Source organism: Edaphobacter aggregans DSM 19364, from assembly GCF_000745965.1.
Classification (GTDB): Bacteria; Acidobacteriota; Terriglobia; order Terriglobales; family Acidobacteriaceae; genus Edaphobacter; species Edaphobacter aggregans.
Genome location: NZ_JQKI01000018.1, coordinates 98,566 through 115,149, shown reverse-complemented (window position 1 = coordinate 115,149; position 16,584 = coordinate 98,566). Strand labels below are relative to the sequence as shown.

16 protein-coding genes are annotated in these 16,584 nt (G+C 62.0%); 8 read left to right on the top strand and 8 right to left on the bottom strand.

All coding sequences use genetic code 11. The features are described 5' to 3' along the window. Positions 1 to 140 precede the first annotated feature (140 nt). From Q363_RS09565 to Q363_RS09540, 6 genes are all read right to left on the bottom strand, one after another. Entirely contained in the window at positions 141 to 1,220 is a 1,080-nt protein-coding gene (locus Q363_RS09565; protein ID WP_084080187.1) for a GGDEF domain-containing protein, read from the bottom strand. A gap of 139 nt (positions 1,221 to 1,359) precedes the next feature. Beyond that, positions 1,360 to 2,442 (bottom strand): GTP 3',8-cyclase MoaA, encoded by a 1,083-nt coding sequence (gene moaA / locus Q363_RS09560; protein ID WP_035349567.1) that lies wholly within the window; start codon positions 2,440 to 2,442, stop codon positions 1,360 to 1,362. A 291-nt stretch (positions 2,443 to 2,733) separates the two neighbouring features. Further along, positions 2,734 to 3,708 (bottom strand): electron transfer flavoprotein subunit alpha/FixB family protein, encoded by a 975-nt coding sequence (locus Q363_RS09555; protein WP_035349566.1) that lies wholly within the window; start codon positions 3,706 to 3,708, stop codon positions 2,734 to 2,736. After that, complete coding sequence (locus Q363_RS09550) at positions 3,705 to 4,472, bottom strand: electron transfer flavoprotein subunit beta/FixA family protein (protein WP_035349565.1); 768 nt, start codon at positions 4,470 to 4,472, stop codon at positions 3,705 to 3,707. The genes Q363_RS09555 and Q363_RS09550 overlap by 4 nt, the downstream gene beginning before the upstream one ends. Then, a complete protein-coding gene (locus Q363_RS09545) occupies positions 4,469 to 6,493 on the bottom strand; it encodes a (Fe-S)-binding protein (RefSeq protein WP_084080185.1) in 2,025 nt (674 codons plus the stop codon). Before Q363_RS09545 ends, Q363_RS09550 begins: the two co-directional genes overlap by 4 nt. 75 nt (positions 6,494 to 6,568) lie before the next feature. Continuing rightward, positions 6,569 to 6,853 carry a hypothetical protein gene (locus Q363_RS09540; RefSeq protein ID WP_035349564.1) on the bottom strand — a complete coding sequence of 95 codons (285 nt, stop codon included), beginning with the start codon at positions 6,851 to 6,853 and terminating at the stop codon, positions 6,569 to 6,571. Positions 6,854 to 7,109: 256 nt separating this feature from the next. On the opposite strand from Q363_RS09540, the gene Q363_RS43915 reads away from it, so the two are divergent. Genes Q363_RS43915 through Q363_RS09525 form a run of 3 tightly spaced genes read left to right on the top strand, consistent with a single transcriptional unit; the run spans position 7,110 to position 9,325 of the window. Continuing rightward, positions 7,110 to 7,736, top strand: coding sequence for a hypothetical protein (locus Q363_RS43915; RefSeq protein ID WP_245632137.1), 627 nt, complete (start codon positions 7,110 to 7,112; stop codon positions 7,734 to 7,736). Beyond that, positions 7,733 to 8,473, top strand: a complete 741-nt coding sequence (locus tag Q363_RS09530; RefSeq protein ID WP_245632136.1) for an SIMPL domain-containing protein — start codon at positions 7,733 to 7,735, stop codon at positions 8,471 to 8,473. The genes Q363_RS43915 and Q363_RS09530 overlap by 4 nt, the downstream gene beginning before the upstream one ends. Before the next feature lie 45 nt (positions 8,474 to 8,518). Further along, the gene (locus tag Q363_RS09525) at positions 8,519 to 9,325 is read left to right on the top strand and encodes an acyltransferase (RefSeq protein WP_035349563.1); all 807 of its coding nucleotides are present in this window, start codon (positions 8,519 to 8,521) and stop codon (positions 9,323 to 9,325) included. A 56-nt stretch (positions 9,326 to 9,381) separates the two neighbouring features. Here Q363_RS09525 and Q363_RS09520 read toward each other — a convergent pair whose 3' ends face one another. After that, a complete protein-coding gene (locus Q363_RS09520; RefSeq protein ID WP_035349562.1) occupies positions 9,382 to 10,584 on the bottom strand; it encodes a tetratricopeptide repeat protein in 1,203 nt (400 codons plus the stop codon). 148 nt (positions 10,585 to 10,732) lie between these two features. On the opposite strand from Q363_RS09520, the gene Q363_RS09515 reads away from it, so the two are divergent. Genes Q363_RS09515 through Q363_RS09505 form a run of 3 tightly spaced genes read left to right on the top strand, consistent with a single transcriptional unit; the run spans position 10,733 to position 13,664 of the window. Continuing rightward, on the top strand, positions 10,733 to 11,434 hold the full coding sequence (locus Q363_RS09515; RefSeq protein WP_035349561.1) for a site-2 protease family protein: 702 nt from the start codon (positions 10,733 to 10,735) through the stop codon (positions 11,432 to 11,434). Between the two features lie 37 nt (positions 11,435 to 11,471). After that, complete coding sequence (gene trpS, locus Q363_RS09510; protein WP_035349560.1) at positions 11,472 to 12,641, top strand: tryptophan--tRNA ligase; 1,170 nt, start codon at positions 11,472 to 11,474, stop codon at positions 12,639 to 12,641. A gap of 3 nt (positions 12,642 to 12,644) precedes the next feature. Continuing rightward, entirely contained in the window at positions 12,645 to 13,664 is a 1,020-nt protein-coding gene (locus Q363_RS09505; RefSeq protein ID WP_035349559.1) for a segregation and condensation protein A, read from the top strand. 65 nt (positions 13,665 to 13,729) lie between these two features. On the opposite strand, the gene Q363_RS09500 is transcribed toward Q363_RS09505, so the two are convergent. Next, positions 13,730 to 14,734, bottom strand: a complete 1,005-nt coding sequence (locus Q363_RS09500) for a choice-of-anchor A family protein (protein WP_157466694.1) — start codon at positions 14,732 to 14,734, stop codon at positions 13,730 to 13,732. Between the two features lie 232 nt (positions 14,735 to 14,966). On the opposite strand from Q363_RS09500, the gene Q363_RS43910 reads away from it, so the two are divergent. Both Q363_RS43910 and Q363_RS43905 read left to right on the top strand, forming a co-directional pair. Continuing rightward, a complete protein-coding gene (locus tag Q363_RS43910) occupies positions 14,967 to 15,563 on the top strand; it encodes an inorganic phosphate transporter (RefSeq protein WP_245632135.1) in 597 nt (198 codons plus the stop codon). Continuing rightward, a complete protein-coding gene (locus Q363_RS43905) occupies positions 15,545 to 16,570 on the top strand; it encodes an inorganic phosphate transporter (protein ID WP_245632134.1) in 1,026 nt (341 codons plus the stop codon). The genes Q363_RS43910 and Q363_RS43905 overlap by 19 nt, the downstream gene beginning before the upstream one ends. Positions 16,571 to 16,584 lie beyond the last annotated feature (14 nt).

Genomic DNA, 16,584 nt, shown 5'->3' with positions numbered 1-16,584 from the left:
CAAGGCAGTTACGGCACGGCTGAAGCCGTGCCCTTAAGCAAAACAGAGTTTTTCAGCATCCTCTTTCAAGGCTTGGCGTACCCAGAGGCAAAGGCCGGCTCGCTGAGGATGCTCGCAGGGTGGGTGGGGGTGGCGGGTGTTCAGCGGGAGGAGCGGGAGGCGGCCAGGGGGAGGCGGTCCATGAGGAGGCCGCGGCCGGCTACGGCTACGTTGTCGCGGGTGATTTTGGCCTCGTACATCATGGTGTCGGCGGCGCGGAGGATGTCGGCTACGGTGGCTCCGTCTTCGGGGAAGGTGGCGAGGCCGAAGCTTCCGGAGATGGATAGGGAGAGGCCGTCGCCTTCGAGGAAGTGGGCGCGGCGGAGGTCTTCGCAGAGGGCGAGGGTGGTTCCGGTAGCGGCGGCCTTGCCCATGCCGGGGAGCAGGGCGACGAACTCGTCTCCGCCGTAACGGAAGGCGGCGTTGGCGGGGCCGAGGGCACGGCGCAGGAGGTTGCCGACCTCGGCGAGCAGGCGGCTGCCGACGAGGTGGCCGTGGGTGTCGTTGACGGATTTGAAGCGGTCGAGATCGACGAAGAGGAGGCTGAACTCGGCGCCCTTGCATACCTGCTCGTCGAGCATGGTGTAGAGGTGGCGGGCGTTGAAGAGGCCGGTGCAGTCGTCGGTGATGGTGAGCTCCTGGATGAGGGTCATGGAGCGGGCGTTCTGGATCGCGATGGCGGCGTAGTCGCAGAGGATGCGGAGGAAGGAGATGGAGTACTCACTCAGCAGGTCGAGCTTGGAGTTGAGGAGCTGGATGACGCCGAGGGTTTTGTCGCCGGAGCGGACGGGGACGCAGGCGATGGACTGGATGTTGAGGTCGGCGTGCTTGGAGGCGAAGACGGACCAGTGGGGGTCGAGGCGGACGTCGGGGACGACGAGGGGATTGCCGGTCTTGGCGACCCAGCCAGCGACACCTTCGCCCAGGGGGACGCGGAGGCCTCGGAGGCTCTCGGCGTTTTCGCCGACGGCGATGACGTAGAAGAGGTTGTTGCCGGAGTCATCGACCATGAGCATGGACCAACGCTCGGGACCGAAGAACTGGGCCATCTTGTTCATGATGGCGGAGAGGATCTCTTCGAGTTCGAGCGAGGAGGTGAGGGCGCGCGCGACGTCATGGAAGACCCGGATCTGGTCCATCTGGCGGCTCTCAATGACTTCGAACTTTTGGCGATCCTTCAAGCACAGATCCTTAGAAGCTGAATCGGCAGAGATTGATAGCGGAACAGGAGTTGCGATGGTTGTACTTCAAAGAGAGGACTGAGGTTTGCTTAACTCGGTGTCCGTGACAAAAGTTGCTTTCAACCACAAAAATTTGCTTTCAACCACCGATATGAACCATGTTTCGTGAAGGTTTCTCGAAGCCGGGCTCTCCAATGTGGTGACGGGCTTCTTTTCGCATAACGATTTGACGGATATACGCAGCGAGCTGGCGGTCGGTTCCTCCGCGGAGCATCTCGCCGTAGAGATCGTGGTCGGACTGGGAGAAGAGGCAGGTGCGGATCTTTCCGTCGGAGGTGAGGCGGACTCGGCTGCAGTGACCGCAGAAGGGCCGGGAGACGGGGGCAATGATGCCGATCTCGCCGAGGCCGTCGTCGAAGGTGAAGCGCCTGGCGGTCTCGCTGGCGGCGTTGGGTGGCAGCTCGACGAGGGGGCGGAAGGCGTTGAAGCGTTGGACGAGCTCGTCCATGGGGATGACGATGTCGGGCGTCCATGTACGGCCCTCTTCAAGGGGCATGAATTCGATGAAGCGGACGATGACGTTCTCTTCGCGGGAGAACTGAGCGAAGCGCTCGATCTCGTGGTCGTTGAAGCCGCGGAGGAGGACGCAGTTGATCTTGACGGGCGAGAGGCCGACCTGCTGCGCCTTGCGGACTCCGGCGAGGACGCGGTGGAAGCTGCGGGGGACGCGGGTGATGGCGGCGAAGGTCTCGGGATCGACGGCGTCCATGGAGACGGTGACGCGGTGGAGGCCGGCGTCCTTGAGGGGCTGGGCGAGGGATTCGAGGAGGTGGCCGTTGGTGGTGAGGGCTATGTCGAGGGGGTGGCCGTTGTCGGTGGGGTCGCCGTCGGGGGTGTAGGCGGTGCGGTAGTGCGAGAGCTCCTGGACCATCTCGACGAGGCCGCGGCGGAGGAGAGGCTCGCCGCCGGTGAGGCGGATTTTTTCAATGCCGAGGGAGACGAAGATGCGGACCATGCGGAGGTAGTCGTCGATGGCCAGCTCGGTGTACTGGGCTCCCTCGTTGCCGGTGCGGCAGTAGACGCACTTGTAGTTGCAGCGGTCGGTGACGGAGACGCGGAGATCGGTGATGGCGCGGCCGTGGCTGTCGCGCAGGCGTTCGGGATGCGCGGAGGCCCCGAGGGACTCGTCGCTGATTGGCACAGGAGGAGAGATAGTTGCCATAGCCCTTTTGGTCGATGACGGCTTTTTGCGCTGGCAGAAGTGGAGCAAGTGGTGCAGGCTTCAGTATAGCTTGCCTGGCCAAGCTGAGAGTGGCTGAATGTGGGGGATTTGTGGTCCACCCATGCCGCGATGGGCTGCGGCGTGGGTGGGAACTGGCGGGGTGTAGTCGGGGGGGGAATGCGGGTCCTTCGACTGCGGTTGGCGCAAAATGGCGCCAACCGCCGCTCAGGATGACAGTTCAGTGATGCGCGCTCAGGATGACAGTGGTGTTGCGGATCAGCCTCGTTGTCCTTAGCCTTTTGCGGCTTTGATGGCTTTGGTAAGTTCGGGGACGATCTCGAAGAGGTCGCCTGCGACGCCGTAGTCGGCGACCTCGAAGATGGGGGCGTTCTCGTCCTTGTTGATGGCGATGACGGCCTTGGAGCCCTTCATGCCGACGAGGTGCTGGATGGCTCCGGAGATGCCTACGGCGAGGTAGAGCTTGGGGGAGACTGTTTGCCCCGAAGACCCGACCTGGCGCTCCATGGGGAGCCAGCCGTTGTCGCAGATGGGGCGGGAGGCGGCGAGCTCGGCGCCGAGGGCCTGGGCTAGCTCTTCGACGAGGGGGAGGTTGTCCTGCTCGCCGATGCCGCGGCCGACGGAGACGATGACGGGGGCGGCGGTGAGGTCGACGGTCTGCCCAGACTCGCGGAAGCGCTCGCCGGGTTTGTTGCGGATCTGCGCGGGGGTTAGCTCGGGGGTGAAGGTCTCGGGGGTGACGGTCGTGCCGGATTCGGTCTCGGCGCGGAAGCTGCCGGCCTGGATCGAGATGAAGCAGGGGCCGGAGGCGGTTTGGCGGTAGTCGGCGTTGAGCTTGCCCTGGAGGAGCTGGCGGACGAAGACTGGCCCATCGTGGATGGCGATGACGTCGCTGATGAGGACCTGCTTGAAGCGCGTGGCGAGCGCGGGGGCGAAGTCTCGGACCTGGTAGGTGTGGGGGAAGAGAACGTACGCGGGGCCGAGCTTTTTGATGAGCTGCTCGAGGGCGATGACGTAGGCGTCGGAGGTGTAGGGCTCGAGGAGTTCGTGCTCGACGAGGTAGGCGGCGCTGGGCGCGCGGCCGTGCGCTTCGAAGCCGTCGGCGGAGAAGTCTTTGCCGGCGGGCGCGGCGAGGGTGAGGGGGAGGTTTGTTTTTTCGGCGAGCTGCTGGGCGGCGGCGACGGCCTCGAAGCTCATGCGATTCCAGGTGCCGGAGCGCTGCTCCAGAATGACGAGTACTCCGCTCATATGACCCTCACTTCGAACTTGAGTTTTTCAACGATCTTGTTGGCGACCTCGGCGGGTGAGCCGGTGAGCATCTCGGTCTTCTTCTGTTTTTCGGGGAGGTAGACGCGCTCGAGGGTGATGGCTGGGGTGGCGGAGGTTGCAGAGGCGGCGACGGTCTTCAGTTCTTTGGTTTTGGCTTTTTTGATTCCCATGAGGGTGGCGTAGCGGAGCTTGTTGCCGCCGGACTGGATCGTGAGGAGCGCGGGGAGGGGCATCTCAACGTGTTGGAACCAGCCGTCCTCGAGCTCGCGCTTTACCTTCAGGCCGCTGCCGGTGGGTTCGACGTGCATGATGATGGTGGCGTGTGGGATGTTGAGGACTTCGGCGAGGACTACTCCGGTCTGGCCGAGGCCGAGGTCGTCGGACTGGAGGCCGGTGAGGATGAGGTCGGGGGACTCGGGCTTGATGGCGTCGGCGAGGATCTGGGCGATGCCGAGGGTGTCGAGTCCGGTGAGGTCGTCGGCTTCGATGTGGATGGCGCGGTCGGCGCCCTTGGCGAGCGCTTCGCGCAGGGTGGACTGGACGCGCTCAGGGCCGGCGCAGACGACGATGACCTCGCCAGAGCCGTTGCGCTCTTTGAGCTGCAGGGCCTCTTCGAGAGCGTAGGCGTCGGGCTCGTTGATGGTGTAGTTGAGGTCGGCGTCGTCGATCCACTTGCCGTCAGAGGCGATGTGGATGGGAGCGTCGCGCTCGGGGACCTGTTTGATGGCTACTACGATCTTCAATTGGTTCCTCCTGAAGCTGGTGGTTGCGATGCCGGCAGAGCGCGGGCGGTGAGCTGGGCGATGTCGAGAAGCTGAGGTGGGGCTTCGGTGACGGCGGTGAGGGCGTCGCGAAACATGGTATTGCAGAAGGGGCAGGCGGTGCCGACGATCTGGGCGCCTGTGCCTGCAAGCTCTTTGGCGCGGACGTGGCTTACGCGCTCGCCCTTCTCTTCGCCGAGGAAGGCTAGTCCGCCGCCGGCTCCGCAGCAGAAGCTGCGCTCGTGCGAACGTGGGGCTTCGACGAGGGTGCCGGCTTGCGCAACGACGGCGCGGGGTTCTTCGTAGATGTTCTGGTAGCGGCCCAGGTAGCAGGGGTCGTGGTAGACGATGCTCTCGCCGGACTGTTTGGGCAGGCGGTCGCGGTGGCGGGCCATGAACTCGGAGTGGTGTTCGATTTCGGGGGCGATGCCGAACTCGCGCCAGTCGGTGGCGATGGTGCGGACGCAGTGCGGGCAGATGGCGACGATCTTCCGAACCTTGGCGGTCTCGAAGGACTTGAGGCCGGATTCGGCGAGGGTCTGGAAGACGAGATCGTTGCCGAGGCGGCGCGCGGGGTCGCCGGCGCACTTCTCTTTTTTGAGGACGCCGAAGGTGGTGCCGAGGTGCTGCATGACGCGGGCGAAGTCGGCGATGATCTCGCGGCCCTTGGGGTCGTAGCCTCCCATGCAGCCTAGCCAGAGGCAGTACTCCTGGGTGCCGTCGAAGATGGGGAAGGCCTGCTTCTGGATGAACTTGTCCCGCTCGGTGGCGGAGAGGCCGAGGGCGTTGCCGTTCTTTTCGAGGGCGAGGAAGAGCTTTGTGCCGTAGTCGTCCTCCCAGACGCCGGTGTTGGTGGCTCCGCGGCGTAGGCCGACGATGATGGGGACGTGCTGGATGCCGACGGGGCACTGGTACTCGCAGGAGCCGCAGGTGGTGCACTGGAAGGCGGCCTCCATGCTGAGGTAGGGAAGGGGCGGGTTGTCGGGGGAAGCGATGCGCTGGGGTGGACGCTGTTCGGCCAGGAGCGGAGTGTTGGAGGCGGGGCCGAACTCGTTGAGGTAGGTGCGGATGCCGAGGGCGATCTCTTTGGGGTTGAGGATCTTTCCTGTGGTGGTGGCGGGACAGTGCTCGGTGCAGCGGCCGCACTCGACGCAGCTGTAGGTCTGGAGCGAGATGAGCTGGGTGATGTCCTTGCCGACGACGAGGCCGAAGTCTTCGTCACCGGCGAGCGGAGGGATTTTGGAGAAGCCGTCGCGCTTGAAGAAGATGGTGATGGGCGAGAGCACGAGGTGGAGGTGCTTGGTGTGCGGGATGAGGGGCAGGAAGACGAGGAGTGCGAGGGTGTGGGTCCACCAGAGGGCCTTGATCTGCGGGCTGCCTTCGGGGACGAAGAAGGCTCCGAGGTAGGTGACCATCAGGAGGAAGATGAGGAAGGCGATGAAGCCGGACTCGTAGGAGACCTTTTTTCCGAGCCAGATGGGGCGGACGAAGAAGCGGCGGATGAAGAGGCCGGTGATCGCGACGGCGACTAACAGTGCCCATGCGGCGGCGAAGTAGAAGTAGAAGCCGCCGATGATGCTTGCCGGGGGAAGGAAGCCGAGGTTGAGGCCGGTGGCGAAGTGGTTGAGGCTGACGAGGGCGAATGCGAGGAATCCCCAGAAGACGAAGGCGTGGGCGAGGCCGGGGAGCGGGCGCTGGCGGATGACCTTCGCCTGGCAGAGGACCTCCCAGAAGAAGTCCCAGACGCGGCGGCCAATGGGGTGGAGGGAGAAGTCGGCGTCTTTTTTGGAGCGGAGGATGTTGCGGAGGATGGGGCCGAAGCGCCAGAAGAAGAGCCCGGCGGAGAGGAGCGTCAGGAGGAGGAGCGCGACGGATTCAGGCGCGGAGAAGTGCGCCGGCTCGGCGAGCGTGGCCGAGAGGCGAAGACCTCCTTGCTGGAGAAAAAAGATTGTTCCCGTTAGACCACGGGTGCTGATCGCCGCCACGCTTGCCCCTCGAACCATCCGAACCTATCCGCGTGGTCGCCCTCTTGGAGGTCTTCACCCGCTCTTTCGAACAATCTTCCGAGGCCGTACGAGCTAGTAGCTGATGAACTCGTTCGAGCCGCGGCGCAGACGAAGACCGATGGAAAGAAACGTCAGGGCAAGTATGCCTGTGATGCAGTCCCAATAGAACATGGGATGCGCCCAGCCCGGCGAGAGCGTGATGTCCTGGCCGGCCCACACCGTCACGAGCGTGCAGACGATGAGGCACTGGAAGCCCATCACCAGGAAGAGCTGGCCGCGACGGCGGCGCTTGTCCAGCAGTTCGACCTGGTCGGGGGTCAGGATCCGTTCTTCGATGGGCAGCAGCGTATTTGCCATGGCTTGAGTACTTATCTCCTGCGTGTTGTTCCGGTTCGAGAAGGGCCGCGGCCTGAGGCGTTGGCTTTGAGCACTATTAAAACACAGTGCCTTCCTTTTGGAGTCACAGCGCGAAGAGATGCGGTCTTCGTCGAGCAGGCGGAAGCATAAATGAATAGTCGTTCATTCGTAAAGTGGGGGTTGGGGAGTGCCCTCATGAAGCGAAACCGCAGATCCTTCGACTCCGCTGCGCTCCGCTCAGGATGACACTCTTTGGTTGGTGGCCGAAGAGGATCTTTGTGGATTCCGATTAGAGAAAGGCGACGGACTGGATGCCGGCTACCTCGAAGCGTTTGCGGCAGCGGACGTTTTTGCAGCCGACGAGGTCGTCGCGACGCACCATGTAGCTCTGGGCTTTGGCGAAGCGTGCGCGGTCGCGGTCGTCGGCTCCTCGGGGCAGCTGATTTTTTTTCCTGCGGACGATCCAGCTGAGCTCGTACTCGGCCTGCTGGCCGCAGTGCGGGCAGGTCATCGTGTGCGTGCGCTGCTCGGGCCGCTCGTCGAAAAAATCACGTTCTTCCATTTCCTGCACCTCGCCGGGCTGCGGTTGGTGTTGCGCATCCCGTGCCGATCCGGGGGGGGTACCGAACCACACGAAGAAGAGTATTGCATAATCGCAGAGGGCTTCGCAGCAGTCTTATGGCTGTGCCCCGAGGCGCGGATGAGCAGAGTGAAGAAGAAAATTTTTTCAAAGGTGACGGCGGCGAAGTCGAATGCGCGCGACCGCGTGGGGACGCCGCCGCCGGAGCGCGTTCTGCCGGACCCGAAGCAGAAGCTCGCCGTAAAACCGAAGCATAAAGAGACGTTGGCTGATCTGATCAACAAGACAGGAGAAGAGGTATGAATTCGATTCGCATGAGTGCGCTTGTCGTTATGTTCGTTGCACTGCCGGTTGTTGTGAGCGCGCAGACGAGCTTTGCCCAGACGATTCAGGTGAACAAGGAGAATCGCACGATTGCGATTACGGCGACCGACAAGGTGACCGCGATTGCGGACCAGGCGACGCTGCACATCGGCTTCGTCGCGTATGGGCCGGACAGCAATACGGCGTATGCGAGCGGCTCGCGCGTGTCGAACGCGATTGTGAAGGCGCTGACGGCGAGCGGCGTTGCGAAGGAGACGATCCAGAGCGAGAGCCAGCAGTTGCAGCCTGTGCAGAACTACCAGGTAGAGAAACTGACTCCGGCGGAGCGGGCGCAGCGACAGTTCCAGGTGTCGCAGAGTTGGACGGTGAAGACGGAGGCAGACGCGGCGGCGAAGATTCTGGACACGGCGGTAAAGGCGGGGGCGAACAATTCGGGACAGATCGAGTGGGGGTTCAAGGATGAGAACACTCCTGATGCGCAGGCGGCGTCGAAGGCGCTGAAGCGGGCGCGGGCCCAGGCGGAGCAGATGGCGGCGGGCCTGAGCGCGAAGCTGGGTGCGCTGCTGTATGCGAGCAACGAGGTGCAGGTGGTGCCGCGGCCTGTGATGTATGGGAGGGCATCCGCTGCGCCGATGGACAAGGTTGAGCCGTTGGCGATCAATCCGCGGGAGATCGAGAAGTCGGCTACGGTGTATGCGGTGTTTGCCATCGAGTAAGATTGCAGGCGGCCTACCCAGTTTTGTGAAAGCGAGTGAGATGCCATGGCCCAGTACAAGTATCGCGAGTTGAAGCCGACGCCGGAGGCTGAGGCGATCTATCGCCGATGGCTGGCGCACCTGAACGACGAGTTCACGCGGCACCAGTCGTTCGACCGGCGTGCCGACATTGTTCGCGACGAGCTCTTTCAGATGTATCTGGGCAGGCCGCATGGCGGGCGCATGAACGCGATGCTGGATACCGAGCTTGCCACGAATGTGCTGACGGAGTCTTTCGACCCGCGCAATATCACGCTGGAGCCGGAGTACTACGGCGATGTGGACGCGGAGAAGTATGCGGTGCGCAAGCCGCTGATCTTCTTCTGGCAGATGTTCGACCGCTCGCCGCTGGGGCTGAACCACTGGCTGGGGTTCAAGTTTCGCTGCATGCTGGGGAAACACATCTTCAGGCAGATGGGCAAGGGCGTGAAGATCTTTCACAACGTGGAGTTTACGTTCGGGTACAACCTGACGATCGAGGACAACTGCACGGTCCACAAGAACGTGATGCTGGACGATCGTGGGGAGATCATTCTGCATGAGGGGACGAGCGTCTCGGACTACGCGAACATCTACTCGCACACGCACGACATCAACGTGCAGGCGGATGTGACGAACAAGCCGACGGAGCTTGGTCCGCGCGCTCGCATTACGTATCACGCGACGGTGCTGGCGGGGGCGAACGTTGGGGAGAACGCGATGCTCGGCGCGATGGGACTGGCGACCAAGGCGGTTCCTCCGGCGACGGTGGCGGTGGGGATTCCGGCGAAGGTGAAGCTGCAGAAGGACCCAGGTGCTTCTGCGGAACACTGAGAGTTACGTGCGGTCAGCTTTGCTGCGACGTGCGGAAGCCGGTGTATCGCCGTGGCCTAGAAGTGGACGAGGTATTTGTCCATGTAGGCGTGGAGCAGTTCGCGGTGGGTGGACCGGTAAGCTGCGTAGTCCTGGGCGATTCCGGCATCGGCTTGGTTGAGCAGGATCCAACACTCGAGCATGCCGTCTTTGTCGAGGGCGACAAGGGTTTTCAACGTCGCATCTAATTTGTCTTCCGGAATCTTCTGCTCGCGAATGACGGCGATGACGGATCGCAGGCCTTCGGCCTCTTCTGCGAGCGAGTGCCGGTAGACCTTCTCCTGAGGGTAGTGCTTGTGGAACTCGGTCTTGTGCCACAGTGTGGGATTCATCTGGTAGACGAGCCATGCTCCTGAGGTCGGGCTGCCAAGCGTGGAGGCGTCGATCGACACGTTGACATTTCCCTTTTCGTCGGGAACGGGCCGCGCCGGCAGGGTGATTGGGGGAAAAACAAGCTTCGCGTGGATGGCATTAGCCCATTGCTGAAGCCCGATCCAGGGCGCCCTGGTGTAGGGCTCTGCGATGACGGCATCCGTGAACTTGCTCTGCGCTTGTTTTTGATCGCCCTTGTGCATTAGCACGTCGCCCCAGTAACGATAGGCTGTCTCGCGATTGGTATTGATGGCGATCGCTTTGGCGTACCAGACTCCCGCCTCGTCATAGTTTTTGAGCTTGTATTCGGCATCACCAGCAAACAGCGGCGCTTCATACATCTTTGGGTCTTCCTGAGCGGCCTGTTTGTAGAGCACGAGGGAGCCGGCAAGGTCGCCGCTGGCGAATGCCTTTTCTGCTTTGGCAAGTGTCTCTTCGGCAGGAGACTTTGGGGCAGGAGGTGTTGGGTTGGGTGCGGCGCTGGGTCCCAGCTTTTCCAGGAGAATCTGGAGCAGACCGCTATTGTCGCCGGAGGCCTGGGCTTCTTGTAGGAGAGTTCTGACGCTATCGCGCATCTTTGCGGCCTCTTCGGGAGGCAACGTTGCGGTCTTGGCGAGTCGGCACAGCGCAAGCTGCTCGCGGTAAAGGTTGCTGTTCGGCCGCTGATGGTAGAGGTCCTCGTAGAGGGGGAGCGCCGCAACCAGATTCTGCTGCTCGACGAGGGCAGCCGCCTGGCGGTCTTCCTGCGCTATCTCGGCGTCGGTCTTTGCGGGGACGCCAGTTTGAGCGAAACCTTGGAAAGAAGATAAGAGAAGCAGACAGACCTTCAGGCCGGAAATAACGCGCATGAACTCTCCAAAAATATCTCCCTGTTAATCGCAGACGGCCCGGTTTTTAGCAAGTAAATAAGCGAGGCATTAGGCGTAGGGGATCGCCGATGGGGAATCCGGATGGGTGCCGAGAATATGTCGTGGGACTTTTCGATAAGCTATAGGGATGAACCAGGACATCGTCCTTATCCTCTTCCAGATCGTTGCGTTGATTCTTGCTTTCAGCGTGCACGAGTGTGCGCATGCGTGGACGGCCTGGAAGTTGGGAGATCCTACGGCGCGGATGCTGGGCCGCGTGACGCTGAATCCGATGAAGCATCTTGATCCGTTTGGGTCGGTGCTGATGCCGCTGATTGCGCTGGTGTACCACTGGCCGCTGATCGGCTGGGCGAAGCCGACTCCGGTGACCGCGAGGAACTTTCAGAACTACAAGCGCGACGACATTCTGGTGACGCTGGCTGGGCCGGCGAGCAATCTGCTGCTGGCTACCGGGGCGCTCATCCTGCTGCTGGTCATTAAGCATGCGGTGCCGGGTGGAGCGGTTGCCGTGTTTACGGCGATGGCGCTGGCGATGCACTATCCGGGTGTTTCGACGGAGAACCTGCCGGCGCTGTTTCCCATCGCTCTGCTGCTCTACTTCATCATCCTGATCAACCTGCTGCTGTTTGTCTTCAACCTGATTCCGTTTCCTCCGCTGGACGGCAGCCGGATTTTGCGGCATTACCTGCCGTACAACGCGCTGGCGATCTACGATCGCATGGGCATCTTTGCGCTGTGGATCTTCATGCTGTTGGCGGGCGGGTTTATCTTCCGGACGTTTCTGTATCCGCTGCAGTTCACGTTTGACCGCATACTCGCCAGCCTCTAGCGCGGGCGTTTCCCGTATCATCTCTAGTTGAACGTAAATGACCGAATCGACCTCTACCACATCACGTCCGCGCGTTCTGAGCGGGATGCGTCCTACGGGCAAGCTGCACCTGGGCAACTACATGGGTGCGTTGCATAACTGGGTGAAGCTGCAGCACGAGTACGAGTGCTACTTCTTCATCGCGGATTACCATGCCCTGACGACGGACTACGCCGACACGAGCACGCTCAAAGAGAACATCCGGCAGGTCGCGCTGGACTTTCTTGCTGCCGGTCTTGACCCCAAGGTGTGTACCATCTTCGTGCAGAGCAAGGTTCCGGCGCACTTTGCGCTCAACGACCTGCTGGCGATGATTACTCCCCTGAGCCTGCTTGAGAGGGTTCCGACGTATAAGGACCAGCAGGAGCAGCTGAAGGAGAAGGACCTCGCAACCTACGGCTTTCTTGGCTATCCCTTGCTGCAGTCGGCTGACATTCTCATCTACCAGGCTTCGTTTGTGCCGGTGGGGCAGGACCAGGCAGCGCACGTCGAGCTGACGCGCGAGGTTGCGCGCCGGTTCAACCAGTTCTTTCCCGGTGAGTTTGTGCTTGCTCCCAATGCGGCGCCGTGGGAGATGGAGGCCATCAAGGAGAAGGCTCGCAAGCTGGCCGGAGACAAGACGAAGAACGTCTTTTCGGCGCATGAGCTGTACGAGGCGGCGTTGCAGACGAAGAAGCTGTCAGGGTTCTGCCGCCGCGAGGTGCTGCCCGAGCCGCAGGTTCTGCTGACGCCCGCGCCCAAGTTGCCGGGAACCGATGGCCGCAAGATGTCCAAGAGCTATCGCAATACGATTCTGATCTCGGACCCTGAGCCGGAGATTCGATCGAAGCTCAAGACGATGGTCACCGATCCGGCGCGCGTCCGCCGAGAAGACCCGGGTAATCCCGAGGTGTGCCCGGTGGGTGATCTGCACAAGATCTTTTCGACCGAGGAGACGCGCAACAACGTATGGCAGGGGTGCACGACGGCCGGCATTGGCTGCATTGAGTGCAAGGGCTGGCTTGCCGACGCGGTCGTTCGAGAGCTTGCGCCTATCCGGGAACGACGTGCGTACTTTGAAGCGAACCCGGCAGAAGTCAACGCCATTCTTGCTGACGGCAACGCCCGTGCCAATGAGCGCGCCAATATTACGATGCGCGAGGTTCGCGCCACGGTAGGACTCGAGTAGCCTATGCCTGAAGAGATCCGCAATCCCGAAAGTCCCGAAGACGAGAGCCGTTCGCAGCCTGAGGAAGCGGCTCGCCCCGACGGTGTTGGGGAACCGGATGCCTCGACCGAGGCAACGGGAGAACCAACCGTAGAGCCGATAGCCGCGATCGAAGCTCACGAGCCGTTTGAGCTGAAGCACCCGGTTCCGGCGGCTGCGCCTGAGCCGAAGCGCGCTCCGGCGAAAGAGAAGGAGAAGGAAGAGGCATCGCAGTCGCCGTTTTCGGTGACGGTGGGGCAGGTGTATGACGGGCCGCTCGACCTTCTGCTGGACCTGATCCGCAAGCAGAACATCGACATCTACGACATTCCGATTGCGCGGATCACGGAGCAGTTTCTTGCCTACACGCAGCACCTGAAGCAGACTGATGTGGATTCGGCGGGCGAGTTCATTTACATGGCCTCGCTGCTGATTCACATCAAGTCGAAGATGCTGCTGCCGCGCGATCCGTCGGATGTTGCGGGCGCGGATTCCGAGGACCCGCGCCGCGAGCTGGTGGAGAGGCTGCTTGAGCACGAGCGATTCAAGGCCGCCGCGCAGATGCTGCTGCAGAAACAGCAGATCGAAGAGGCGACGTGGACGAACCCGGGGATTCGCGAGTTTCGCGAGTCGGCCGACGCGGAGCGCGAGATCGCAGCCGATACGGTGGATCTGGTGCGGGTCTTTCAGGACATCCTGGGGCGCCTGCGGAAGCGGCCTGTGCTCGACGTGGACGAGGAGTCGGTGACGGTCGCGCAGATGATCGACTACGTGAAGCGCCGGTTGGTGATGGAGGACAAGCCCGTCTCGCTGCGCCGGATGCTGCACAACACGCACACGGAGCGCGCGCTGATCTGCATGTTCCTGGCGATGCTGGAGCTGGTGCGCCTGCAGGCGGTACTGCTGCATCAGCCGATGCAGGAGGGCGACATTCTTATCAAGAAGACGGAGAACTTCGACCAGGTGTTTGCCGACCAGCAGCAGGCCCGCGACGACTGGCGCTAGGAGACTCGACGTTGAGACAGTAAAGCCCCGGCGAGCCGGGGCTTTTGTTTGCTGGGCCGGTGAACTTAGCGCTTCGCCCGTCGACGAATCGTGCCTGCAAGCGCCGTCATGCCGGTGCCCATCAGAGCGAGGGAGCCGGGCTCGGGAGCCTGCGATGTGGTGGGTGGCAGGGTTCCGGTGAACTCATCGTTGTGGACCTCGCCGGTCTGGCCGATCGCGGCCGCGATAAAGTTGCCTCCCATCTGCGCGCTGCCGGTGAGCATGGCGAAGGGAGCGAGGAGCGAGGCGTTGAACTGGCCGTTGATGGCGACTGTCTGCGCATCGGCGAAGTTGAAGAGGATGTTGTCGCTGAGGCTCGAGTCGCCGGAGTTCTGACTCTGGTTGTAGTAGATGCCGGTTCCGAGGGTGAGATGGGTTCCGGTGACGTTGATGATGATGGTGGAGCCGGCGGGCGCCTGGATGTCGATGGGGTGGTTGGTATCGGCGAACTCGGCTGCCGTGATGGTGAAGACGTTCAGGATGGAGCTGGTCCCTTTGAGGACGAAGAAGGAAGGATTGACGCCGGGCTGATTGGTTCCGAGGACGTCGCCGATGGCGGTCAGGGCGGCGAGCGCGAGCGACTGGGCGTCGAGCGTGGTGCGCAACGTATTGAAGTCGATGCCTGAGGAGCCGCTGGTCACGCGGTGGCCGCCGCCGTTGAAGTTGAACGAGCCGTTCGCTCCGGGGGCGTAGGCGTTGCCGTGGCTGTTGATGTTGAACTGCTCGCCGGAGTTCAGGCCGCCGGTGGAGACGAGGTCGTTGCTTGCGAGTGAGCCCCAGGGATCGGCGTTGAGCGAACTGCCAATGGTGGTGCCGCTGAGCACCATGCCGGCTGCGGCGACGCGTCCTGTAACGTCTGCACTGGTGCTGATGTTGCCGGCGATCAGGGTGTTTCCGTGCGAATCGACCGTACCGAGAGCCACGAGGTTATACGCGCTGGCTACGCCGAAGGGTGCAACGCCGTCGGCTTTGCACACGGAGGGAAGGGCAGCAAGTGCTGCAAGGGAGAGAACAAGGGGCCTGAGTTTCATTTGCTTGTCTCTCTGCACGTTCAGGACCACGTGCGAGGGTCGCGGCTGTGCCGCGATTTCCGGAAAACTGGCTGTGCAGAGCGAGCCAACTATGCACGATTTTGCATGTACACGCTAAGTTGCTTCCATTTTGGCGACGAAGGTGGGCTCTATTTTTATGTCGCTGTAATGCTGTGTTTGTAATTTCCACCTATGGTCGTCGACACGGACGCCGCAATTTCAAGGTGACCATATGGCGACACCAGCTACTCTTCCCTCCGGCTCTCTCCTTGATGAAAAGCTGAAGAAGTCTTCGCCCGGAAAGATGGGGATGATCATCTTCGGTTTGATGCTGATCGGTGGCGTCATCTACATCGTTAACTGGCTTTGGAACGATCTTTCGATCGTCCATACGGGTTCGATCTTCCCGTATTTCCTGCTCGGTATTGCGCTGCTGATCGCGCTGGGCTTTGAGTTCGTCAACGGGTTCCATGACACGGCGAACGCGGTGGCCACGGTGATCTACACGCACTCGCTGGAGCCGCACGTCGCTGTGGTCTGGTCGGGGTTGTGGAACTTTATCGGCGTGCTGACCAGTTCGGGAGCCGTGGCGTACTCGGTCATCACACTGCTTCCGGTGGAGCTGATCCTGAAGGTGAGCAAGGGCTCGGGCTTCGCGATGGTCTTTGCTCTGCTGGTGGCGGCGATCCTGTGGAACCTGGCGACGTGGTATCGCGGGCTGCCGGCCTCGAGCTCGCATACGATGATCGGCTCGATCATCGGCGTCGGCATCACCAACCAGATCCTGCACGGCGCAAGCGGCGTGACGGCGTGGAATGGGAGCAGGTGACGAAGGTCTTCAAGGCGCTGCTGTTTTCTCCAATCGTCGGCTTTATCGGTGCGGCGCTATTGTTTGTGCTGTTCAAGGTGGCGTTGCGCGATCCGCGGCTCTATGAGGCGCCGAAGGGCGCGGCACCGCCGCCGTTCTACATTCGGGCGCTGCTGGTGCTTACGTGCACGGGAGTCAGCTTCGCGCACGGATCGAACGACGGGCAGAAGGGCATGGGCCTGATCATGCTGATCCTGGTGGGCACGGTGCCGACGGCCTATGCGCTGAACCACGCGGTGAGCGCGTCGCAGGTGGAGACCTTCGTAGCGGTATCGCATGAGGTGCAAGATACGATCTCGCACTACGTCGATCCCAACGCGGTGATATCAGACGCCCAGCCGGAGTTGGAGAACTTCGTCTCCAAGCACCAGTTCACGCCAAACACGATGCTGGCGCTGCGGCAGACGGTCAACGACATCCAGAACGAGGTGACGCGGTACGGCACCCTGAGCAAGGTTCCCTCGGAGATGCAGGCCAACGTGCGCAACCAGATGTACCTGGTGAGCGAGACGATGCGCCTGGTACCGAAGTATGGGCCGAAGCTCTCCGACGATGACAAAAAGGTCTTCGCCAACTACAAGACCTTCCTCGATCGCTATACGAAGTTCATCCCGTCGTGGGTGAAGGTGGCGGTGGCGCTGGCGCTGGGTCTGGGCACGATGGTGGGCTGGAAGCGCATTATCGTCACGGTCGGCGAGAAGATCGGCAAGACGCATCTGACGTATGCGCAGGGCGCCTCGGCCGAGCTGGTGGCCATGTGCACCATCCTAGCCGCCGACAACTACGGTCTGCCGGTGAGTACGACGCATGTGCTGTCGTCCGGCATAGCTGGAACCATGGCGGCGAACAAGAGCGGCTTGCAGACCTCGACGCTGCGCGACATTGCGCTGGCCTGGGTCTTCACGCTGCCGGCTGCGGCTGTGCTGTCGGGCGTCCTGTACTGGCTCTTCAATCTGCTGGCGACGTAGGCGCTTGCTTTTGA